The sequence below is a fragment of the Actinokineospora sp. genome (genome assembly GCF_050699995.1).
Lineage (GTDB): Bacteria > Actinomycetota > Actinomycetes > Mycobacteriales > Pseudonocardiaceae > Actinokineospora.
Map to the genome: position 1 here is coordinate 1 of NZ_JBOHGC010000234.1, position 23802 is coordinate 23802.

Genomic DNA, 23802 nt, shown 5'->3' on the forward strand with positions numbered 1-23802 from the left:
AACTCAAAGACCAACCCGGCTGGCGCCTCAAACAAACCCGACCAGGACTGTTCGTCTGGACCACACCCACCGGCGAGAACCACGCCGTCGACCAAGAACCACTCATCGACTACGACATGCCCTCACCGAGACCGGCCGAACCGGAGCGGTGCGGCACTGCCGCCGACACCGCACCGTTTTGACCGAGAGGTGGTGACCGTGCTGGTGGGCGGCTTCGGGACCGCGGCAACGATCTCCTCGTCTGGCCGGATCTCCGGCACGCCGGCCAGAGCACGCGCGGCCGTCGAACCTGCCGACCCTGTGTTGTTTCAGGTCAGATGTAAGGCCTCCGCGAGGTACTTGTGGGTGAGGGTTGACTGTTCGAAGATCTCGAAATGGCCGCCCACCATGGTGTGCAGTTCGAACCCCGCGGTGGTCTGTTGCCTCCACCGACTCTGCGCGTCGTGGGAAGCCCGGGGGTCTTCGGTGCCGGCCAGGACGGTGAGCGGGATGTCCAAGGGTGGTTCCGGGCGGTATTCGTACGTTTCCTTGACGCTGAAGTCTGCTCGGACCGCGGGCAGGATCATGTCCACGAAGGACTCGTCCGCCAGCAGCCACTCCGGGGTTCCACCCAGCTCACGCAGCATTCGCAGCAGTTGGGGGCGGGTCATGCCGGTCACCATCGGACCGTCGTCGAACGGGTGGCCGGGGGCCGAGCAGCCGGAGACGATGAGGCGGGTGGGCATGGGGGCGCCCTGGCGGCGGATCTCCCTGACCAGTTCGAACGCCACCAAAGCGCCGAGGCTGTGGCCGTAGACGGCGTAAGGGCGGTCGGCCGCCTCGCCGAGGACGAGCTCGGCGAGGGCGGTGACCAGGGGTTCCATGTGTTCGTGTGCGGGTTCCCGGAATCGGGCTTCGCGGCCGGGGGGCTGGACCGGCAGCACGGCCACGTCGGGGACCTGGCCCAGCCAGGTCCGGAACGCCGACGCTCCCCCGCCCGCGTGGGGCAGGCAGAACAACGGGAGTCCCGGGCCTGCTTGGGCCTTGAACGGCAGCCACTTGCTTGCGACGTCGACAGCGGTCATGGCTGCCTCAGCCGAGGATCTCGACGCGGACGTACGGGGGTGGGGCCTGGAGGGTGTCCAGGTCCGCCTCCAGCACCACCTGGTCGTGGACTCGGCTTACCTCGCGGAAGCCGGCGAAGGCGTAGGTCACCTGCATCATGCGGTTGCGGCCGGTTTCGACGAAGTCGGCGCGGACCTTGGCGCCTGCTTCCTTGGCCAGGCCCATGACGTGGTTGAGCATGACCATGCCGACGCCACGCGACATGACGCGGCAGGACATGAGCATCATCCTCAAGCGCCAGACGTCCTCGGCCTTTTCGACGAGGGCCAGTCCGATTTTGCCGTAGCTGCCGAACTTGTCGGTGAGGGAAGCGACCAGCAGGAGGTGCTCAGGCGATTCACGCAAGACGTCCAGTTCATCGTAGGAGTAGGTGCGTCCCGTCGAGTTGAGCTGGTTGGTGCGCACAGTCAGTTCCTCGGCCCGCTGGAGGTCTTCCTGGCGGGCCGGTTCGATGGTGAAGGTCATCTCGAGGCCGGCGAGGAAGTCGTTGTTGGTGCCGACGAACTCGCGTTCCAAGTCGTCCCGGGCGATTTGGCCCTGGTACATCTCGCGCCGCAGTGCGGACTCGTCGGTGACGAAACGCGGGATGAACTCGGCGCGGGCCAACGCTTCATCGAGGTCGGCGACGTCGACGCAGGTCACCTCGGGGACGACGTGCGCCACCTCGGCGCGCTCGAATTCCTGGTCGTCGACGAAGGCGAAGGCGTCGAGGCCGAGGTTGAGGCCCTTGGCGATGTGCTTGATCGAGTCGGACTTGGCGTTCCAGTTCGCCTGGGGGTACAGGAACATCTCGGTCAGGCCGAACTCGGCGAGCTTCGCCATGGCGGCGTCGTGGTCGTTCTTGCTGGCGATGGAGTGCAGGACACCCATCTTGTCGAGGCGGTGGATGTGCTCGACCACCTCGGGCCGCAGGGTCACGGCCTCGTCTTCGAGCAGGACCCCGTCCCACAGGGTGTTGTCGAGGTCCCACACGACGCACTTGATTCGGCCCTGCACGGGCTTCTCGGGAGCCACGAACACCCCGGGCTCCACACGGGGCTCCACATCAGTCTGCACACTCACGTCAGTTCATCTCCCGATATGCCTCGCCGGCGATGGTGATCCGCTGGACCTCGTTACTGCCCTCGATGATCTCCATCACCTTGGCGTCGCGGTAAAGCCTGGCCACGGGGTAGTCCGGGCCGCACCCGTTCGCGCCGTGGATCTGGACGGCCTCCGACGCGTGGCGGGCCGCGGCGACGGAGGCGAAGTACTTCGCCACCCAGGTGGCCATCAGGGTGGCCGAGTCGCCCTCGTCCTTGAGCCTGCCTGCCTCCGCCACCAGGAGCCGGGCCGCGCGGGCGTCGGTGAGCATGTCGGACACCTTCGCCTGGATCAGCGGGAACTCGCGGATCGCGGTCCCGCCGACAGTGCGCTTCGACGTGTACGCCGTGCACGCGTCCAGGCAAGCCTGGATGATGCCGACCGACCCGGCCGCCACGCTGAACCGGCCGAGGTCGAGGGTGCCGGTCAGCACCATCCCCGCGGTGAACCCACTCGGGCCGAGCAGGGCGTCCGGGCCGACCGAGACGTCCTTGAAGGACACCTCGGCGAGCATGGAACCCCTGGTGCCCAGGATCTCCGTGATCGGGCTGACCTCGACGCCCGGCGTGTCCCCTGGCACCAGAAACGCGCCCATGCTCGTCTCGGTGCGGGCGAACACCAGGTACAGGTCGGCCCGGTTGCCGTTGGTGATCCACTTCTTGACGCCGTTGATCGTCCAGCCGCCGCCCGCGGGCACCGCGGTCGTCGTGATCCCGGCGGCGTCACTGCCCGCGCCGGGCTCGGACAGGCAGAAGGCACCAAGGGTCGCACCGCTGGCGAGGGCCGGGGCCCACTGGTCGAGCTGGGCCTGGCTGCCCCAGCGGGCCAGGGTCCAGGACACCATGGTGTGCACGGTGAGCAGGCTGCGCACCGACGAGCAGCCGCGGCCCACCTCCTCGTGGATCGCGCCGAGCGTCACCATGTCCATCCCCGAGCCACCGAGCGCGTGCGACAGGAACGGCGCCCACAACCCGGCCGCGCCGATCCGCTCCAGCAGCTCCTCCGGGATCCGCGCGTCCCGCTCGAAAGCGTTGGCGTGTGGGGCGATGTGGGTGTCGACGAACGCGCGGGCCGCGGCGCGGTCGTGGACCGCGCCGAGGTCCGGCGCGGTTGCCATGGCCGTCATGCTCACACCGACGCGACCGCGGCCGAGCAGCGCTCGACCAGGGTCGCCATCGAGTCCGCGGAGCGGAAGTTGTCGAGCTGCAGCTCCGTGTTCGGGATGGTGACACTGAAGGTCTTCTCGACGAACATCACCAGCTCCATGGCGAACAGGGAGTTGACGAACCCGAGCGCGAAGATGTCCTGCGAGGCGTCGATCTCGACGTCCGGGAACCGGCCCTTGATGAAGGCCAGGATCTGGGTGGTGGCGTTGTCCGACATCATGTCTCCTTTGTCTTGAGTGGATTACTTGGAAGAGCCGGTGTAGTCGTAGAAGCCGCGGCCGCTCTTGCGGCCGTGCAGGCCCGCCTCGGTCATCTGCTTGAGCAGCGGACACGGCCGGTACTTGGGGTCGGCGTAGTGCTCGTGCAGCACCTCGATGCTGTAGAGCACGGTGTCCACGCCGATCAGGTCCGCGGTCTCCAACGGGCCCATCGGGTGCCCGAAGCAACTGCGGAACACCTCGTCGACGCCTTCGGCGGTGGCCACGCCCTCGTACACCAGGGTCGCGGCCTCGTTCATGAAGACGTGGGACAGCCGGTTGGAGATGAACCCGCACGAGTCCTTGACGTCGATGGCGTGCTTGCCCATCGCGGCCAGCAGATCGCGGGTGCGCTGGATGGTTTCCGGCGAGGTGTGGAAGCCAGGGATCAGCTCGACCGCGGGCTTGGCGGGCACCGGGTTCATGAAGTGCACGCCGATCACGTTGGCCGGGCGGCTGGTCACCGCCGCCACCTTGGTGATCGGGATGGCCGAGGTGTTCACCACGAACACGGTCTCGGGCCCGCATGCCACGTCCAGTGCCTGGTACACCTCGCGCTTGATCGTCCAGTCCTCGGGTACGTTCTCGATCACCACGTCGACCTTGGCCAAGGCGTCCGCGCCGACGCCGGTGCTGATCTTGGCGAGCACCTCGTCCGGGTCGACCGCGGGACCGCCCATCATCCGGCTGAACCTGCAGTTGTTCCGGATAGTTGCCAGCGCCTGGGCGAGAATCGCCTCGCTGGTGTCGACCAGGATCACCTCGTGTCCGGTCTGCGCCAGGTTCTGGGCGACTCCGACGCCCATGACACCCGCGCCGATTACGCCTACCACGGTCATGACCGCTCCGTTTCGTGTGAGTTCGCGTTGAGGGAAGCCATTTGTGTCACCGACCGCGCCTGCGGGCGCCCGCCGCCTCCAGCCCGGAGCGGCGCAGTTGGGCGCGGACGCCACCGTCGCCGTTCGCGGTCTCGGCCGCCGCGGGACCGTCCGCCGCCGCCTCGACGACCTTGGCCAGCGAGGCGACCGTGGGCGCCTCGTAGAGGATGTGCGGCGGCAGTTCGTCGAGCTCGAACTTCTTGCGCAGCGCGGCGACGATGTTCACCCCGAGCAGCGAGTTGCCGCCGAGTTCGAAGAAGTTGTCGAGCACGCCGACCTGCTCCAGGCGCAGCGCCTCGCACCACATTTCCGCGATGGTCTCCTCGGTGACCCCCGACGGCTCCTGGAACAGCGTCACCAGGTCGGGCCGCGGGTGGCGGGTGCCGCCGCCCTCAGCCATGGCGGAGGACATCACCGCCTCAAGGGTGAACTGCGAGCTGAACCGGACCATGGTGTCGAAGTCCTGTGTGGACACCACCACCCGCGGCTCGCCGCAGTCCAGGGCGCGCAGCAGCGACTGCCAACCCTCGGCGAACCCGATGCCGATGCGCTCCCGGTTCTCCAGCAGGAACTCCTGCAGGGTCTCCGAGTAGCCCGCGAGCCCGTCGGCCCACGCGTTCCAGATCCACTCGCCCCAGTCGACGGAGAGCACGGTGCGTCCGGTGGCGGCGAGCTGGTGGGCGTAGGCGTCGAGGAAGGCGTTGGCGGAGCAGTAGTCCACCTGGCCGGGGCCGCCGCCGGTGGCCGAGGTGATCGAGGAGAACAGGACCCAGAAGTCCAGCTGCACCTCGTCGGGCTCGCCGATGCGCAGCGCCTCGGCGATGGCCAGGGTGCCCGCGACCTTCGGCGCCAGCACCTGGTCGAGTTCCTCGGGCTGCTTGAACTGCATGAGCCCCATGCCCGGCACACCCGCGGCGTGCAGCACGCCGTTGAGCGCGCCGAAGCGCTCCAAGGCCACATCCACGGCCCGCCGGACGTCGGCGGCGTTGCTGACGTCACCGGCGACGATCTCGACTTCGGCGCCGAGGTCGAGCAGGGCGAACACGCCCGCCACGCGTCGGCGGAGAGTCGCGTCACCGGTGTCTCCGGCCAGGATCGCCGGCCAGGTCTCCCGCTCCGGCAGACCGTTGCGGCCGAACAGGACCAACTTCGCGCCGCAGTCCATGGCCAGCTGCTCGGCCATGGCCAAGCCGATCCCGCCGAGACCGCCGGTGATCAGGAAGACCCCGCCGTCCCGGAGCACCGTGCTGTCCACAGTGGAGGGAGCGGTCATCGACTCGTAGGAGGGCAGCCAGCGCCTGCCGTGGCGCAGGGCCACGATCCGGTCGGTGAACGGCCTGCGCAACTCGGCGACCAGCGCCTTGACCGCGCGGGGGCCGAGATCGGCGTCCACGTCGAGCAGCCGGGCGCTGACCGTCGGGTATTCGAGCGGGATCACCATGCTGGGCCCGGTCAGGGTCGCGGCGTGCGGGTTGGCCGGGTCGCCGGGGAGCACCTGCTGGGTGCCGGCGGAGGCGACATCGAGCGACCAGCCCTCCATGCCCAGCTCACCGGCCGCCCTGGCCAGCGCGACCAGGGTGTGCAGGCCGAGCCGGACGGTCTCGTCGCCGGACTCCTCGCCCAGCGTCCACAGGTGCACCACCCGCTCCAGCGGGGTGCCCGCCGAACGCAGGTCACGCAGCAGGGCGAGGGTGTCGTCGACGTTGCCCGGCCGCAGCGTGTGGCTGTTCTCCTTGACCGAGTACGCCGTGCCCGGGCGGACCAGGCGCAGCGTGGCCCCGGTGTCCGCGACGGACTTCCGCAGACCCTCGACTACGTCTTCGGCCGCGCCGTCCCGGGTGAAGACCAGCCACTCGCGCGGCTGCTCGGTCGCCGCGGCGGGCGCCGCGGTCTGGCGCCACACCGGGAGGTGCAGCCACTGCTCCTGCGGCAGCTTCGGCAGGTCCGCGAGCACCTCCAGGGTGGCCTCGGCCGGGATCTGACCTGGCTGCGGCACCGCGCCGCGGGCCGGGGGCTCGATCCAATAGTCCTGCCGCTGGAACGGATAGGTGGGCAGCGGGATCCGGTTGGGCCGGGTCGCCAGGTCGGCGTCGGCGTTGTGCCGGTCGTGATAGGTCGTCCAGTCGATCTCGACGCCGGTCAGCCAGAGCCGGGCGAGGCAGTCGGTGAGGACCGCGTCGTCCGCGCGGGTGTCGCCCGCGGGCGGCAGCGTGTTCAGGATGAGCGGCCACCGGCTGGGCGGGCAGTTCGCGCCGCGGATCATCGCGCCGAGCGACTGGCCGGGGCCGATCTCCACGATGACGAGTTCCTCGTCGGCGAGCAGCGTGGCGATGCCCGAGGCGAACTGCACGGTCTGGCACATGTGCCGCGCCCAGTAGGCCGGGTTGGTGACCTGCTGCGCAGTCACCCGCGTGCCGGTGACGTTGGAGATGTAGTCGATCTCCGGCGCGTTGAGCGTGATGTTGTCCTTGACCCACGTGGTCAGCTCGTCGCTGATCTCGTTGAGCATCCGGGAGTGGAACGCGTGCGTGGTCTGCAGTTCCCGGCACGGGACCTCGGCCTCGCGCAGGTCCGCGACGAAGGCGGCCATCGCCTCGGTCGGACCGGCGACCACCGTCATCGACGGCCCGTTGACCGTGGCGATGTCGAGCCCGCGCTCCTGGAGCCCGTAGGCGCCCAGGTCCGCCACCGACAGCGACACCCCGGCCATCGCGCCGCCGGGCAGCGCCTCGATCAGCTTCGCCCGATGCGCCACCAGCTTCAGCGCGTCCGGCAGCGACAGCACGCCGGACAGGCACGCGGCCACGTACTCGCCGAGGCTGTAGCCCAACATCACCCGCGGCTGCAGACCCCACGTCATCAGGGTCTTCGCCAGCGCGTACTCGACGGCGAACAACGCGGGCTGGACGACCTCCGTGCGCTCCAAAGTGGAGACACGCGGGTCGGTGCCCGCGCCTGCCCGGCCCATCATCGCGGCCAGGTCGAGACCGCCGCCGCGCTCCCCCGCCAGCAGGTCGGTGAGATCGACGTCGGGCAGGGCGTCGGCGAGGTGTCCGACGCACTCGTCGAGCACCGCACGGAACACCGGTTCGCGCTGGTAGAGCTCGTTCACCAGCCCCGGGTACTGCTCGCCGACACCGGCGAACACGAACGCCACCTGCCTGCCGGTGGTCGTGTCGACCCGGCCGAGCAGCCCGGCCACGTCGCCGTCGAGCATCGCCTTGGCGGCCTCGACGCTGTCGGCGACGACCGCGCGGCGGTGCTCGAAGGTCTTGCGCCCCACCTGAAGCGTGTAGGCGATGTCGAGCAGCCTGGCGTCGCTGCCGTCGAGGTGCGAGCCGAGCCGGGCGCACGCCGCCTCGATCGCGCCGTTGTTGCGGGCGGAGACCGGGACCACCTGGTAGCGGCGGCTCGTCTCCGGGTCCGCGGGCGGCGGCACCGGCCGCTCGGGAGCCTGCTCCACGACCACGTGGACGTTGGTGCCGCCCATGCCCAGGGAGTTGATACCCGCGATCGGCGGCTTGCCGTCAAGGGTGGGCCACGGCGACAACTCGGTGTTGACGTAGAACGGGCTGTTCTCGAAGTCGATCTGCGGGTTGGGGCTGGTGAAGTGCAGCGTCGGCGGGATGACCTGCTCGCGGATCGCCAGTGAGGTCTTGATCAGACCCGTGACACCGGCGGCGCGGTCGAGGTGGCCGACGTTGGTCTTGACCGACCCGATCGCGCAGTACTGCCTGTCCTTGGTGTCACCGAACGCCCTCGTCAGGGCCGCGACCTCGATCGGGTCGCCGAGTTCGGTCGCGGTGCCGTGCGCCTCGATGTAGCTGACGTCGTCACCGGTGATGCCCGCGTCGGCCATCGCGTCGACGACGACCCGGGACTGGCCGACCACGCTGGGCGCGGTGAACCCGACCTTGAGGGCGCCGTCGTTGTTCATCGCCGAGCCGCGGATCACCGACCAGATGTGGTCGCCGTCGCGCAGCGCGTCCGAGAGCCGCTTCAGCACGACCACGGCCGCGCCGTCGCCGAACATGCTGCCCCGGGCCTGCGCGTCGAACGTGCGCACGTGCCCGTCCGGCGACTCCATTCCGCCCGCGGCGAATTCGTGGCCGATTTTGTCCGGCACCCGGACCGACACGCCGCCCGCCATGGCCATCTCGCACTCGCCGTTGCGAAGGGCCTGGATCGCCATGTGCGTGGCCACCAGCGACGTTGAGCAGAAGGTCTGCACCGCGACGCTGGGGCCGTAGAGGTCGAGCAGGTAGGACACGGTGAGGGTCAGGGCGTCCTTGTCGTTGCCCATGATCACCTCGTAGGTGCTGAACTCGCCGTCGGCCAGGCGCTCCGGCATCCGCATCAGGTAGGTGCTCAGGTTCGCGCCGCCGAACACGCCGACGCGGCCGCGGTGCTCGGGCACCACGTAGCCGGACTGCTCCAGTGCCTCCCAGCAGACCTCGAGGAACAGGCGCTGCTGCGGGTCGGTGATGGCGGCCATCCGCGGGCTCATCCCGAAGAACGCCGCGTCGAACCCGCGCACGTTGTCGAGCACCGGCCGCGCCGGGACGTAGGCCGGGTTGGCGATCTCCTCCGGCGTCACGCCCGAGGCCAGCATTTCCTCCTCGGAGAACACCTTGATCGACTCGACGCCGCCGCGCAGGTTGTCCCAGAACGCGGCCACGTCGGGCGCGCCGGGGAACCGGCCCGCCATGCCGACCACGGCGATGCGCCGGTCGTCGGTCAGCTCCACCGCGGGCCGCTCCGGGCGCGCCGTGACCGTCGGCTGTGTCCTTGCATTCTTGGCTGCCTTGCCCGACTTGCCTTCCGGGTCGAGCACCAGCGAAAGGGCCTGCACCGTGGGCGATTCGAACAAGGTCACGGCCGCGACAGCGATGCCGAAGCGCTTCTTGACCAGGGCGAGCATCTGCAGGCCGAGCAGCGAGTTGCCGCCCAGGTCGAAGAACGCGTCCTTGATGCCGATCGGCTCGATGCCGAGCAGGTGCGACCACAGCTCACACAGCGACTTCTCCGTCGCGGTGACCGGCGGCGCGTAGGGCTGCGGCAGGTCCGGGCGGGGCAGCTTCGGCCCGGTGCTGACCACCTCGGAGACCGTCACCGCGCGCGGCAGCCGCTCGTCGAGGCCACCCGCGGCGACGACCAGCCATGGGCCGGGCTCGGCCAGCAGCTTGTCGAGCGCGTCGAGTGCCTCCTCGGCGGTCATGGCGTGCTTGGACATCGCCGCGCCGAGCGTCCCGTGGCCGTTCTCGACCGACCAGGTGTCCCAGCTCGACGAGATCCAGCACGTGGGGATCTGGCCCGCGGTGTAGCGCATGTGGTTGCGGTAGCCGATCGCCGCGAGCGCCGCGTTGGACGCCGCGTAGCAGGCGAAGGTGATGCCGCCGAGGACCGCCGACGTCGACGAGAACAGCAGGCAGAAGTCCGGGGCCTGTTCGTCGGTCAGCTCCCCGACGAGGGTCTCCAGGACGCGCACGCCGACGACCTTCGCGCCGAAGTGCAGGCCGACGGCCTCCTCGTCCACCTCCCGCAGCGCCCGGAAGGTGCCCGGGTCGGTCACCGCGGCGGCGTGGACAACACCGTCGAGGGTGCCGCCGTCGACCAGCAGGCCGGCGATCACGGCGCGCATGCCGTCGAGGTCGGTCACGTCCACCGCGGGCGTGATGACCTCGGCGCCCAGTTCCTGGAGCCGGGCGACGCCGTCGCTGCGGCGGTCGCCGATGCCGGTGGGGACACCGCCCCGGCTGGTCAGGACCAGCCTGCCCGCGCCCGCCTTGGCGAAGTGCTCGGCGATGAGCAGACCGAGGTCGCCGAGACCGCCGGTGATCAGGTAAGTGCCGCCCTTGCGGACGGAGTGGTTGCCCGCCTTGCCCGAACCGGGCTCGACGGGGGCGAACCCACGCACGTACCGGGTGCCGCCGCGGTAGGCCATGAGGACGTCGCCGACGTCCTCGGGCCGCTGGATCTCCGCCAGCAGCGCCCGCGCCGCCTCGGCCGCGTCGACGCTGACGTCGACCGTGCTGCATTCCAGGTTCAGGTATTCGAGGTTGGCGACCATCTGCAGGATCGCCGCGGCGGACTGGGCGGGCAGCGGGGTGTCGCCCTCGCTGATGACCTGGCCGCCGCGGGTGACGACGATGACGCGGGCGCTGCCGCTGCCGTCGCTGCCCCACGCGTCGAGCATGGCCGCGGTCGGCCGGACCACGTCGCGACCGTCTACATCGGACTCGGGGTGGTCGAGCAGGCGCAGGTCCACGACGGTGTTCTGCGTCTTGGCGGCGTGCTTGCGCACCAGGGCGGCGTGGTCGGCGGCGGTGAGGGCGCCGCTGGGAACCACCACTGCCTCGGCGCCCACGGCCCGCAGGGACTCGGCGAGGGCGTCGGCCACGCCGAGGGTGTCGGCGTAGAGCACGCAGGTGCCGAGCGTCGCGGGCTTGCCGACGATCTTCGCCTCGGTCCAGTCCGGCCGCATGACCCGCACATGCGGGCCTTCGTCCTCGACCACGACGGCCTTGCCCGCCGCCGGGAGCGCGGGTCGACCGGAGGACTCCATCCAGTAGCGCTGACGCTGGAAGGGGTAGGTGGGCAACGGAATCCGGTTGGGCTGGATGACGTCGTCAACGGAGTCTTCGTGGCGGTTGTGGTAGACGGTCCAGTCCAGGTCGACGCCGTTGAGCCAGAGCCGGGCGAGCAGGTCGGTGAGGACCGCGTCGTCCGCCCGGGTCTCGTTGGCCGACGGCAGGGTGCTGAGGATGAGCGGCCAGCGGGTGGGCGGGGCGCCCGCGCCGCGGATCATGGCGCCGAGCGACTGGCCGGTACCGATCTCGATGATCGCGAGTTCCTGGTCGGCCAGCAGGGTTTCGATGCCCGCGGTGAACTTCACGGTCTGGCACATGTGCCGCGCCCAGTAGGCGGGGTTGGTCGCCTGCTCGGTTGTGACGCGGGTGCCGGTGACGTTGGAGATGTAGGGGATCTCCGGGGCGTTGAGCGTGATGTTCGCCTTGACCCACTCGGTCAGCTCGCCGCTGATCCCGTCGAGCATGCGGGTGTGGAAGGCGTGCGTGGTCTGCAGCGGCCTGCACGGGATCTCCGCCTCGCGCAGCTCCGCCACGAAGGCGTCCACGGCGTCGACCGGGCCCGCGACCACGGTCATCTGCGGTCCGTTGACCGCCGAGATGTCCAGGCCACGCTCCGCGAGGCCGAACTGCTCCAGCTCCGCGACCGGCATCGGCACGGCGACCATCGACCCGGCGTCCACCGTGTCGATCAGCTTGGCGCGGTGCGCGACCAGGGCCAGCGCGTCCGGCAGCGACAGCACGCCCGACAGACACGCGGCCACGTACTCGCCGAGGCTGTAGCCGAGCATCACCTGTGGCTGCATGCCCCAGGTCATCAGGGTCTTGGCCAGCGCGTACTCGACGGCGAACAGCGCGGGCTGGACGACCTCGGTGCGCTCCAGTGTGGACACCCGCTCGTCGGTGCTGTCATCGCCGCGGCCGAGCAGGGCGGCGAGGTTGGCGCCCGCGCCGCGCTCGCCGGTCAGGAGGTCTGTCAGGTCGACGTCCGGCAGGGTCTCGGCGAGCCGCGCGATGCAGTCGTCGAGCACACCGCGGAACACGGGTTCGCGCTGGTAGAGCTGGTTCACCAGGCCGGGGTACTGCTCCCCCACGCCGGAGAACACGAAGGCGACCGGCCTGCCGGTGGTCGTGTCGACGCGGCCCAGCACCTCGCCATCGGCGAGCGCCGTCGCGGCCTCCTCGATGTCGGCGGAGACCAGGGCGCGGCGGTGCTCGAAGGTCTTGCGCCCCACCTGAAGCGTGTAGGCGACGTCGGCCAGCCGGGTGTCCGAGGTCGAGCCGAGGTGCGCGCCGAGTTGGGCGAGCGCCTCGTCGGCGGCGACCGCGCTGCGGGCCGAGACCGGCAGGACGTGGTAGCGCCGGGCGGAGTCGGGGTCGGCAGGCGTGGCCAGAGCGCGTTCGGGTGCCTGTTCCACGACGAGGTGGACGTTGGTGCCACCCATGCCGAGGGAGTTGATGCCCGCGATCGGCGGGCGGCCGCCGCGCTCGGGCCACGGGGACAGCTCGGTGTTGACGTAGAACGGGCTGTTCGCGAAGTCGATCTTCGGGTTGGGCGCGGTGTAGTGCAGGCTCGGCGGGATCACCTTGTCCCACAGGGCGAGCGAGGTCTTGATCAGACCGGTGACGCCCGCCGCGCGGTCGAGGTGGCCGACGTTGGTCTTGACCGACCCGATCGGGCAGAACTGCTTCTCCTTCGTGTCACCGAAGGCGCGGGTCAGCGCGGTGACCTCGATCGGGTCGCCCAGCTCGGTCGCGGTGCCGTGCGCCTCGATGTAGCTGACGTCATCGCCGGTCACGCCCGCGTCGGCCATCGCGTCGATGATCACTCGGGACTGGCCGACGACGCTCGGGGCTGTGTAGCCGACCTTGAGCGCGCCGTCGTTGTTCATCGCCGAACCGCGGATGACCGACCAGATGTGGTCGCCGTCGCGGATGGCGTCCGACAGTCGCTTGAGCACGACCGCCGCCGCGCCGTCGCCGAACATGCTGCCCTGGGCCTGGGCGTCGAACGTGCGCACGTGGCCGTCCGGCGACTCCATGCCGCCGGGCATGTGCTCGTGGCCGATCTTGTCCGGGACGCGGATGGAGACGCCGCCGGCGATGGCCATTTCGGACTCACCGCTGCGGAGGCTCTGGATCGCGAGGTGGATCGCCACCAGGGAGGTCGAGCAGAACGTCTGCACCGCGACGCTGGGGCCGTACAGGTCGAGCAGGTAGGACACGGTCGTGGTCAGGGCGTCCTTGTCGTTGCCCATGATCACTTCGTAGATGGAGAACTGGCCGTCGGTGAGGCTGGCGGGGTTCTGCAGCAGGTAGGTGCTGATGTTGGCGCCGCCGTAGACGCCGACCCGGCCGCGGTGCTTGGGCGTGACGTAACCGGCCTGTTCCAGCGCTTCCCAGCAGACTTCGAGGAACATGCGCTGCTGCGGGTCGGTGACCGCCGCCATGCGCGGGTTCATGCCGAAGAAGCCCGCGTCGAAGTCGCTGACGTTGTCGAGGACCGGGCGGGCCCGCACGTACGACGGGTCGGAGAACTCTTCCCGCGTGACACCGGAAGCGAGCAGTTCCTCGTCGGTGAAGAAGCTGATCGACTCGACGCCGCCGCGGATGTTGTTCCAGAAGGTCCGCACGTCGGGCGCGCCGGGGAACCGGCCCGCCATGCCGATGACGGCGATCCGCCGGTCGTCATCGGGCTCCTGGCGAGCGCGCACCAAGGTGGCGGCGGGCGTGGTCGACGCGGGGGCCGCGACACCGTGCTGGTCGAGGATGGCCGCCAGGGTGTGCACGGTCGGGGCCTCGAACAGGGTCACCGCGGGCAGCGAGACACCGAAGCGCTTCTTGACCAGCGCCAGCATCTGCAGGGCGAGCAGCGAGTTGCCGCCGAGATCGAAGAAGGCGTCCTTGATGCCGACCGGTTCGACGCCGATGACGTCGGTCCACAGCTCGGCCAGGGACCGCTCGGTCCTGGTCAGCGGCGGGGCGTAGGACTGCGCGAGATCCGGGCGGGGGAAGCGGTCCGCCGCGCCGACCGTGGTGTCGAGCATGGCCGCCGCGCGCGGGAGCCGGTCGTCGAGACCGCCCGCCGCGACGACGAGGTTCGGCTGTCGTTCGGTGAGGAGCCGGTCGAAGGCCTGCAGGCCTTCCTCGGTGCTCATGGAGTGGGCGACCATCGCCGCGCCGACCCCGACCTGCATCCGCTCCAGGGTGATCGACCAGGTGTCCCAGCTCGCCGCGATCCAGCAGGTCGGGGACTCGCCCGCGGCGAAGCGGGCGTGGTTGGCGTGGCCCACGGCGCTCAGGGCGGCGTTGGCCGCCGCGTAGCTGCCGAAGGTGATGCCGCCGAGGATCGACGACGTCGACGAGAACACGACACAGAAGTCCGGCGCCTGCTCGGTGGGCAGCTCCGCCAGGACGTCCGCGAGGGCGAGCGCGCCCGCGACCTTGGCGCCGAAGTGCCAGTCGACGGTTTCGGTGTCGATGTCGCGCAGGGCTCGGAACGTCTCCGGTCCGGTGACGGCGGCGGCGTGCACGACGCCGTCGAGCCTGCCGCCCGCCAGGGTCTCGGTGAGCATGGCGGCCATCGCGTGGGCGTCGGTGACGTCCACGGCGGGGGTGAGGACTTCGGCGCCGAGGGCGCGCAGCCGGGCGACGCCGTCGCTGCGGCGGTCGCCGATGCCGGTGGGGATACCGCCGCGGCTGGTCAGGATGAGCTTGCCGGCGCCGGCAGTGGCCAGATGCTCGGCCAGGATCAAGCCGACGTCACCCAGACCACCGGTGACCAGGTACGTGCCGCCGCGACGGATCGGGGTGCCGGGCTGGTCGGACTCGGTCGGGGCGTAGCCGCGCACGAAGCGGACGCCGTCGCGGTAGCCGGCCAGCACGTCGTCGGCCGGGCGGCGGACCTCCGCGGCCAGGGCTTTCGCCGAGGCTTCGGGGGTGGCGGCCGGGTCGAGGTCGACCGTGCGGCATTCGAGGTTGAGGTACTCCTGGTTGGCGACCACGGGCAGACCGGCAGCGGCGGCATGCGCCGGGACCGGGCTTTCGGCCGTGGTGACGGCTTGGCCGCCTCGGGTGACGAGGATGACCCTGGTGTTGCCGCCCTGGCTGCCCCAGGCGTCGAGCATGGCGGCGATGGGGGCGACGACGTCGCGTCCGTCCTTATCGGACTGAGGCGATTCCGAGACTCCGCGAACCTCCCCCTCGGCGGGGTCGGCGACAGACTCATCGCGGTCGAGCAAACGCAGGTCCACCAGGGTGGTCGGGATCTCGTCGGTCTCGGCCAGGGCGTGTTCGTCGCGGAGCACGACCACGTCGACCTTGTCGGCGCGCAGCGACTCGGCGAGCACGTCGGCCACGCCGGTCGCGTCGGCGAGCAGGACGCAGCGCTCCAGCGGCACAAGGTCGCCGGTCAGCGCGGTGTCGGTCCACTGTGGAGTCATCAGCCGGACGTGGTCGACCGGCTCGTCGAGCTCACCGGCGAGCAGGTTCGCCGACACCGCCGCGACGGCGGCCTGGCCGATGGGCGGGTCGATCCAGTAGCGCTGCTTCTGGAACGGGTAGGTGGGCAGGCCGACCTTGCCGACGGCGCGGTCGTCCTGGTAGCCGGCCCAGTCGATCGGGACACCGGCGAGCCACAGCCTGCCGACCGCCTCGGCCAGCACGACGCTTGCCTGACGCGGGTCGCCCGCCGCCGGGATCGTCGGCACGACAAGGGGCCAGCGGTCCTGCGGGCAGTCGCGGTGCCCGCGCACCATGGCGCCGAGCGACTGGCCGGGGCCGATCTCCAGCAGCGCCAGGTCACCCTGCTCCAGCAGCGTGCTCAGGACGGCGTCGAACTGGACGGGGGCGCACATGTGCTCGGCCCAGTAACCCGGGTCGGTCACCTGGTCCGCGGTGGCGAGAGTGCCGGTGACGTTGGAGATGTAGGGGATTTCCGGCGCGTTGAGGGTGACGTTCGCGGCGACCCACTCGGTCAGCCCGGCGCGGATCGGCTCCAGCATCGCGGAGTGGAAGGCATGCGTGGTGGCCAGCGGGCGGCTGGGCACGGCTTCGCCTTCGAGGAATGTCCGGAACCGGGACATGGCCTCGGGTTCGCCCGCGACCACGGTCAGGTCGGGCCCGTTGACCGCGGCGATGTCGATGCCGGTGACTCCGGCGCGCGCGATCAGGTCGCGGACGTCGGCGGCGGACTTCGGGATCGCCGCCATGGCGCCGCCGGGCATCGCGTTGATGAGCTGGGCGCGGCGAGCGACCAGGGCCAGCGCGTCGGGCAGGGAGAGCACACCGGCCAGAGCGGCGGCGACGTACTCACCGACGCTGTAGCCGGCGAGCACGGCGGGCCGCACGCCCCAGGACTCCAGGAGCCGGGCGAGGGCGTACTCCACGGCGAACATGGCGGGCTGCAGGCGGTCGGTCGACTCGCCCGCGCCGGGTGTCGTGTCGCCTTCACGGCCGAGCAGCCAGCTCAGGCCCGCGCCGTCGCCCGCCTCGCGGGGGCTCAGCATCTCTTCGAGCGGGTCGAGTCCGAGGCGCTCCACCAGGACCATGCGGCATTCGTCGAGCACGGCGCGGAAGACGGGCTCGGTCTCGTAGAGGTCCGCGGCCATGCCCGGGTACTGCTCGCCGGTGCCCGCGATCAGCAGGGCGACGTCGCGGTCGGCGCGGCCGTCGGTGCGGCCCAGCGTCGCGCTGTCCCGCAGACACTCGACGACACTGTCTGCAGTGGAGGCGACGATCGCGCGGCGGTGTTCGAAGACCTGGCGGCCGGTCTGCAGCGTGTAGGCGATGTCGGAGAGCCGCTCGGCGCCGGTTTCGAGGTAGTCGGCGAGCCGGGTGGTCATCGCGTCGGCCGCGTCGGCGGACCGCGCCGACCACACCAGCAGCTCAGGCCGGGGCCGGGGCGCGGGCCGCGACACGAGCGGGGCCTCCTCGACCACGACGTGCGCGTTGGTGCCGCCGATGCCGAAGGCGCTCACACCCGCCCGGCGGACCCGGATCTCCTCGCGGGGCCACGCGGTGAGGCTGGTGACAACTTCGAGCCGGGCGTCGCCGGTGCTGAGCTGGCGGTTCGGCTCGGTGAGGTTGCGCGACGGCGGGATCTCCTCGTTGCGCAGGGCGAGGGCGGTCTTGATCAGGTTGGTGACACCCGCCGCGCGGTCGAGGTGGCCGACGTTGGTCTTGACCGAGCCGATCTTGACTGACTGGTCGCGGAACACCTGCTGCATGGCGGCGAGTTCGGCGGCGTCGCCGAGGGCGGTGCCGGTGCCGTGGGCCTCGATGTAGTCGATGTCGGCCGGGGTCAGGTCCGCGCAGGCCAGCGCCTCGGCGATGACGGCGGCCTGTCCCTGCACACCGGGCGCGGTGAAGCCGACCTTGCGGCCGCCGTCGTTGTTGACCGCCCAGCCGCGGATGACGGCGTAGACGCGGTCCCCGTCGGCGATGGCGTCCTCAAGGCGGCGCAGGGCGACCACACCGACGCCGCTGCCGACCAGGCTGCCCAGGCCCGCCGCGTCGAACGCGCGGCACTCGCCGTCGGGCGGGGCGATGCCGCCCTGCTGGTAGAGATAGCCCACCCGGTGCGGGACGGCGACGTTGACGCCGCCCGCGAGGACGAGGTCGCTCTCGAAGTTGGCCAGGCTGCTCGCCGCCGCGCACACCGCGACCAGGGAGGTCGAGCAGTAGCTCTGCACGGCGTAGCTGGGCCCGGTCAGGCCGAGTGTGTGCGCCACCCGGGTGGTCAGCGAGTCCTTGTCGTTGGCGAGCCCGACCGCGAGCTCACCCATGGACGCGGCGATCCCGCTGGGCGAGAGGTTGTTCTGCAGGTAGGAGCTCCACGAGCTGCCCGCGATGACGCCGATGGCGCCGTCGAACCGGGTCGGGTCGCACCCCGCGTCCTCCAGCGCCTCCCAGCTGTGCTCCAGGAAGAGACGGTGCTGCGGGTCGAGGATCTGCGCTTCCTTCGGGTTGACCCCGAAGAAGTTGGCGTCGAACAGCTCGATGCCGTCGAGCACCGCGCCGGTCTTCACGTAGCCGGGGTCTTCGAGCAGTTCGCTCGGCACCCCCGCGGCACGCAGTTCGTCGTCGGTGAACCGGGTCAGCCCGGACAAGCCCGCGCGGATGTTGGCCCACAGCCCGGCGACATCCGCGGCGCCGGGGAAGCGCCCGGACATGCCCACGATCGCGATGTCGGTGCTGGGCACCATCGTGTCCCCGCGGTCGCTCATGTCGTCGTGATCAGTCATCAGGGCCTTCCAAGGATGATTCGGCATTCACGCCGGGGAGAAGTGGGATTCCGGAGGGTCTGTGCCTGCCCCGGCGTGTCTGGCGTCAACTCTGTCTCCTGGGTTTGTCGGTGGTGGCGGTTAAGTTGTTGGCATGTCCCGGTTCCTTCTTCGGCTGACCCCTGCTCAGGAGCGGGTGTTGATGGAGCACTGTGGGCATGCCCGGTTTGTGTGGAACCTGGCTGTGGAGCAGCACGCTCACTGGCGGCCGGGGCGCAAGGCCGCGCCGGGGTACGTCGAGCAGGCTCGCCAGTTGACGCACGCGCGGGCGGCGAACCCGTCGTTGGCGGCCGGTTCGGTGATCGTGCAACAGCAAGCGTTGAGGGATTTCGCTCAGGCAATGGCGAACTTCTTCGGCCGGACCCATCGGCGCCCAAGATGGCGCAGCCGAGGGCGGGGCGAGGGTTTCCGGATTGTGGCGGTCACCCCTGGCGATGTGCGCCGGGTGTCCCGCAACGTCGGTGAGGTGCGGGTTCCCAAGGTGGGGTGGGTGCGATTCCGTTGGTCGCGTGCTGTTGCGGACGGTGTCAAGTCGTACCGGGTTACCCGTGATCGGGCCGGCCGTTGGCCTGAGAACCGTGAACCTCAACACGACGACCACCTCCTCACGCGGTAGTTGTTGCAGTTGGAATCCCCAGCCTTGATGCGGGGGAGGATGTCAATTCCGCGAGTCCGCTGAACGGGCGCGGCGCCGCCGCTGCCCACGAGCCGAGCTGGTGGCGAGCACCTGCTCGGAGGTCTGGTCAGGCCCGTCCGGGCGGTCCAGGGCCGCGGCGAACGCGGCGACGGTCGGGTGCTCGAACAGCACCGCGGGTGCGATGGTCGAGTCGAGTTCCTTCTCCACGGCGCGCACCATGGCCATGCCGACCAGGGAGTTGCCGCCGAGGTCGAAGAACGGGTCGTTGACGCCGACGCGGTCGATGCCCAGGTAGGCCTGCCACACCTCGGCGATCGTGGTTTCCAAATCGGTGCGGGGCGCGACGAATTCGGTGCGCAGCAACGGCCTGGGGAACCGCTCCCCCGCCGGCGCCACGAAGCTGGCGTTCACCAGGGCGTCGATGTCGACGAGTGCGGTCCACTCGCGCAGTGCCTCCGCCATCGGCTGGCGGACGGCGATCACGCTGCCGTGCCCCCGGCCCACCACGCGGTCGAGGAAGGCGTTGCCCGCCTCGTCGCTGAAGCCGTATTTCTGCCGGTACTCGCCCGCCCGCTCGGCCAGGTCGCTGACGCTGCCGTCGCCGGCGTCCTGCCAGGCGTCGTGCAGCCACGGGCCCCAGGCGACGGTCACCACCCTCGTCGAGGGCGCGGTGGCGGCCAAGGCCGCTCCGTAGGCGTCGAGCACGGTGTTCGCGGCGCAGTAGTCGCCCTCGCCGATGCCGCCGAACGCGGTCACCGCGGAGGAATACAGCACCAGCAGCTCAGGGCGTTCGTCCGCCGGTGAGTCCGGGCCGACCAGTTCGGCGAGGGGGCCCATCGCGAGGATCTTCGGGGCGAGCACCGCGCGCGCGCCGTCGATCGTCTGGCGCTGCGCCATTCCGCTGGCGGGTAGGCCTGCCACGTGCAGGACGCCGGTCAGCTCGCCGAAGTGCTCGCGGCAGCTCCGCACAGCGGCCCGGAGCTGGATGGGCTCACCGACATCGGCGGCCAGGGCGAGGACTTCGGCGCCCGCCGCCTCCAGTTCCGCCACGTCGGCGTGGATCTGGGCGATGGGTGTGCCCGGCTCGACCGGCTGGTCGCGGCGGACGCCGGATCGGCTGACCAGCGCCAGTTTGCGCACACCGGCGCGCACCAGGTGCTTGGCCAGGCCCATGCCGAGGCCGCGGGTGCCACCGGTGATCAGGTAGACGCCGTCGGTGCGCCACGGCCAGTCGGAGTTGTCCTGTGTGGACACCTCGGCCCAGTCGTTGGTCCAGCGGCGGCCGCGCCGCCAGCCCGCGACCGTGCCGTGGGGCTCGTTTTCCCTGGCCAGCTCGTAGCCGAGTTGGGCGGCCGCGAGGTCGTTGTCGGCCTGGTCCGGGTCGAGGTCGACGCCGCTCCAGGTGAGCCCGGCGAACTCGTGCTGGACCACCCGGGCGAGCCCGTGTCCGGCGGAGCGGTAGGGCGCTGGGGCGTCGCCGCCCAGGATCTCCGTGCCGCCGCGGCTCACGGTCAGCAGCCGCAGTCCGTGCTTCGCGGGCACCTCGGCGAAGGCCTGCACGGCGAGCAGCAGGCTGTCGAAGGCGTGTCGGATGGAGCCGCGCAGTTCGTCGTCGGTCGCGTAGACCGGGGTCGCCGAATCGGCGAGCAGGCTCCAGGCGTGCACGACGTGCACAGGTCCGTCGTCGACCAGAGCCGTGGCGGCGGCGCAGACCTCGCGGTAGTGCTCAGGGTCTGCCGGGTCGATGATCAAGCGGTTGCCGTCGCGCTTCAACTCGGTGCCGGGGACCACTTCCAGCACCGGGGTGCCGGTCGCGGCGAGCCGGGCCGCGAGCCGGGTGCCGACGCCGTCCGGGTCGGCGAACACCACCAGCGGACCGGTCAGGCGCGCTTGCGTCGAGATGTCGGGGGTGAGGTCACGGCCCCATGCGGGGGCGTAGCAAAGCTCGCCGGGCTGGGTGCGCTTGGTCGTCGCGGCGCCTTGGTAGGTCTGTTCCGGCCAGAACCGGGTGCGCTGGAACGGATACGTGGGCAGGCTGACGACCCGTGCACCGTCCTGGCTCGGCCAGTCGACGGCCACGCCGAGTTCCCACAGCTGCCCACAGGCCGCCAGCAGCTCGACCCGTTCGTCAGGGGTCGCCCGACCGGCCCACAGCGCGGGCAGCGTGCCGAGAACCGACGCCTGACCGGCGGTGAGGTTCTGGCGCACCAAGCCGCCGAGGGTCTGGCCCGCACCGAGTTCGATGAACACGTCGATGTCCTCGGCCAGGCAGTGCCGCACACCGTCGGCGAAGCGGACCGGGTTGACCAGGTGGTCGGCCCAGTACTCGCGGCTGGTCGCCTGGGCGGCGGTCAGCGCGGCGCCGGTGTGGTTGGAGACGATCGTGGTCGTCGGGGCCTGGCGCGGCACCGAGTCGATCAGCGCGGCCAGCTTGTCGCGGACCGGTGCGAGCAGCGACGAGTGGAAGGCGTGCGCGGTGCGCAGTGGGCGGCACGCGACACCGCGCGAGGTCAGCAGCCCGGACACCGCCGTCAGCGCCTCGTCGACCCCGCTCAGCACGGTCATCGACGGGCCGTTGAGCGCGGCCACATCCACGTCGGCGCCGCTGTCGGTGATCGCGGCCCGGACGGTGGTCTCGTCTGCGGCCACCGCGACCATGCCACCCGCCGGGGCCGAGCTGATCAGCCGGGCCCGCTCCACCACCACGTGCAGCGCGTCCTCCAGGGAGAACACCTCGGCGAGGCACGCGGCGACGTACTCGCCGAGGCTGTAGCCGATCAGCAGGTCGGGCGTGACTCCCCAGTGCGCCAACAGCTTCGCGAGGGCGTACTCGACGGTGAACAGGAACGGGTGCGCGATCTCGGCCCGCTGCATCGGGTCGTCATCAGCAGCCGCGGCTTCGCCTCGGCCGAGCATCGTGGCCAGGTCGTCGGCGACGGCGGCCTTGCCCTCGGGGAAGAACACCGGGCGCAGGTCCACGCCGCCGCGGGCCTGGACGATCTCGACGCAGGTGTCGACGGCCTTGGCGTAGACCGGTTCGGTGCGGTAGAGGTCGCGGCCGAGGCCGAGGTACTGGTCGCCGGTTCCGGGAAGCAGGAAAGCGACGCGGGGCCGCTTCTTGGCGAGGACCAGCTCGCCCGCCGACGCGGCGGTTCCGAGCCGGCGGATGGCCTCAGCGGTGTCGGCGCAGAGCAGCGCGCGCCGGTGTTCGTGCTCGGCCCGGCCGCTCCGCAGGGTGTGCGCCACGTCGGCGAGGCCGGTGTCGGGCCGCGCTTCGAGCCAGGCCGCGAGGTCGTCGAGCCGGGCGCGGAGCGCGGGGGCGCTCGCCGCCGAGATCGGCAGGACGTGGGCAGCGGGAACGGGTTCGGCGCGCTCGTCGGGTTCGGGTGCGGACTCCAGGACGAGGTGCGCGTTGGTGCCAGACCAGCCGAACGAGCTGACACCACCGATCCGCTTGGTCTCGGGCAGCCGGACCTGGGCGGCCGCGGGCTGGACCGTGCCATCCGCGGGGATGGCGACCGCCGGCTCGGACAGGTGCAGGTTCTCCGGCACCAAGCCGTTCTCGAGCACCAGCACGGTTTTGATCAGCCCGGCGACTCCGGCGGCGGACTGGGTGTGGCCGATGTTGGTCTTCACCGCGCCCACGTGCAGCGGGCGCTCCCGCTTGCCGAAGACGTCGTGCAGCGCGGACAGTTCGATCGCGTCACCGAGTTGCGTGCCCGAGCCGTGCGCCTCGACGTAGTCGACCTCGTCGGGCCGCACCCTGGCCGCGGCGAGCGCCCGGCGGATCACGTCGACCTGGGCGCCGCGGCTGGGCGCGGTCAGGCCGTTGCTGCGGCCGTCCTGGTTGACCGCGGAACCCCGCAGCACCGCGCGGATGCGGCGCTTGTCGCGGATCGCCGAGGACAGGCGCTCCAGGACGACGAGCCCGCCGCCCTCGCCCATCACGTAGCCGTCGGCGCCGCTGTCGAAGGTCTTGCACATCCCGTCCGGCGCCAGCATCGAGGTGGCGCACGCCTGGACGTAGATGTCGGGGTGGATCATCAGGAACGCGCCCGCCGCGACCGCGAGGTCGCATTCCCCGCGCCGCAGGGCTTCCGCCGCGAGATGCACGCCGACCAGCGACGACGAGCACGCCGTGTCCAGCGTGACGGTCGGTCCGCGCAGGTCGTACTGGTAGGCGAGGCGGCCCGCGACGACGCTGGCGGAGACACCCTGGCCGAAGTACGGGTCGGCGACCACACCCGGACCGGTGAACTCCTGCTCCAGCCGTCCATATTGGACGGTGTCCATGAAGCCGACCATCACCCCGGTGCGGCTGCCCGCAAGCTTGGCCGGGGTGGTGCCCGCGTTCTCCAGCCCCTCCCACAGCAGCTCCATCAGCAGCCGCTGCTGCGGGTCCATCCGCAGCGCCTCCTGCGGGGAGAGGCCGAAGAACTCCGCGTCCCAGCCGGCGATGTCGGGCAGGAACGAGCCGTGCCGGGTGTAGACGCCGCCGACGGCACGGCGGTCGGGGTCGTAGTAGTCGTCGACCTGCCAGCGCGACGGCGGCACCTCCACCACGCCGGTCCGGCCGTCGCGCAGCAGGTCCCAGAAGCCGTCGACGGTGTCGCCGCCCCCGGGGTAGCGGCACGCCATGCCGACGACGGCGATGGGTTCGTGCTGAGTCTCCTCCACCTCGGCCAGGCGCTTGCGGGCCTCGGTGAGGTCGACGGTGACGCGCTTGAGGTACTCGCGCAGTTTGTCCTCAGTGGCCATGAGCCGAGCCTTTCGGGTAAGGAAAGTCCATCGTCAGGGTCAGACGTCA

At 70.9% G+C, this 23802-nt stretch carries 8 protein-coding genes and 1 pseudogene; 2 read left to right on the forward strand and 7 right to left on the reverse strand.

The window, feature by feature from the left end; translation table 11 throughout:
• Positions 1 to 182, forward strand: a pseudogene (locus ACRDSQ_RS12585) (hypothetical protein); the annotation flags it as partial.
• 126 nt (positions 183 to 308) lie between these two features.
• Here the strand turns inward: ACRDSQ_RS12585 and ACRDSQ_RS12590 are convergent.
• Genes ACRDSQ_RS12590 through ACRDSQ_RS12615 form a run of 6 tightly spaced genes read right to left on the reverse strand, consistent with a single transcriptional unit; the run spans position 309 to position 18319 of the window.
• Positions 309 to 1064 (reverse strand): thioesterase II family protein, encoded by a 756-nt coding sequence (locus tag ACRDSQ_RS12590; RefSeq protein ID WP_431421131.1) that lies wholly within the window; start codon positions 1062 to 1064, stop codon positions 309 to 311.
• A 7-nt stretch (positions 1065 to 1071) separates the two neighbouring features.
• Complete coding sequence (locus ACRDSQ_RS12595) at positions 1072 to 2166, reverse strand: HAD-IIIC family phosphatase (protein ID WP_431421133.1); 1095 nt, start codon at positions 2164 to 2166, stop codon at positions 1072 to 1074.
• Between the two features lies 1 nt (position 2167).
• Complete coding sequence (locus ACRDSQ_RS12600) at positions 2168 to 3304, reverse strand: acyl-CoA dehydrogenase family protein (RefSeq protein WP_431421134.1); 1137 nt, start codon at positions 3302 to 3304, stop codon at positions 2168 to 2170.
• Between the two features lie 11 nt (positions 3305 to 3315).
• On the reverse strand, positions 3316 to 3570 hold the full coding sequence (locus tag ACRDSQ_RS12605) for an acyl carrier protein (protein WP_431421136.1): 255 nt from the start codon (positions 3568 to 3570) through the stop codon (positions 3316 to 3318).
• Between the two features lie 24 nt (positions 3571 to 3594).
• The gene (locus ACRDSQ_RS12610; protein ID WP_431421138.1) at positions 3595 to 4449 is read right to left on the reverse strand and encodes a 3-hydroxyacyl-CoA dehydrogenase family protein; all 855 of its coding nucleotides are present in this window, start codon (positions 4447 to 4449) and stop codon (positions 3595 to 3597) included.
• Between the two features lie 46 nt (positions 4450 to 4495).
• Complete coding sequence (locus ACRDSQ_RS12615) at positions 4496 to 18319, reverse strand: SDR family NAD(P)-dependent oxidoreductase (protein WP_431421140.1); 13824 nt, start codon at positions 18317 to 18319, stop codon at positions 4496 to 4498.
• A 133-nt stretch (positions 18320 to 18452) separates the two neighbouring features.
• Between ACRDSQ_RS12615 and ACRDSQ_RS12620 the strand changes: the two genes are divergently transcribed.
• A complete protein-coding gene (locus tag ACRDSQ_RS12620) occupies positions 18453 to 18974 on the forward strand; it encodes a helix-turn-helix domain-containing protein (RefSeq protein ID WP_431421142.1) in 522 nt (173 codons plus the stop codon).
• Positions 18975 to 19016: 42 nt separating this feature from the next.
• Here ACRDSQ_RS12620 and ACRDSQ_RS12625 read toward each other — a convergent pair whose 3' ends face one another.
• Positions 19017 to 23753, reverse strand: coding sequence for an SDR family NAD(P)-dependent oxidoreductase (locus ACRDSQ_RS12625; RefSeq protein ID WP_431421144.1), 4737 nt, complete (start codon positions 23751 to 23753; stop codon positions 19017 to 19019).
• Positions 23754 to 23802 lie beyond the last annotated feature (49 nt).

What these genes read in the sequence shown, in the direction of transcription:
- ACRDSQ_RS12590 (WP_431421131.1), bottom strand. Translation starts at nt 1,064, where the DNA reads ATGACCGCTGTCGACGTCGCAAGCAAGTGGCTGCCGTTCAAGGCCCAA.
- ACRDSQ_RS12600 (WP_431421134.1), bottom strand. Translation starts at nt 3,304, where the DNA reads ATGGCAACCGCGCCGGACCTCGGCGCGGTCCACGACCGCGCCGCGGCC.
- ACRDSQ_RS12605 (WP_431421136.1), bottom strand. Translation starts at nt 3,570, where the DNA reads ATGTCGGACAACGCCACCACCCAGATCCTGGCCTTCATCAAGGGCCGG.
- ACRDSQ_RS12610 (WP_431421138.1), bottom strand. Translation starts at nt 4,449, where the DNA reads ATGACCGTGGTAGGCGTAATCGGCGCGGGTGTCATGGGCGTCGGAGTC.
- ACRDSQ_RS12615 (WP_431421140.1), bottom strand. Translation starts at nt 18,319, where the DNA reads ATGACTGATCACGACGACATGAGCGACCGCGGGGACACGATGGTGCCC.
- ACRDSQ_RS12620 (WP_431421142.1), top strand. Translation starts at nt 18,453, where the DNA reads ATGTCCCGGTTCCTTCTTCGGCTGACCCCTGCTCAGGAGCGGGTGTTG.
- ACRDSQ_RS12625 (WP_431421144.1), bottom strand. Translation starts at nt 23,753, where the DNA reads ATGGCCACTGAGGACAAACTGCGCGAGTACCTCAAGCGCGTCACCGTC.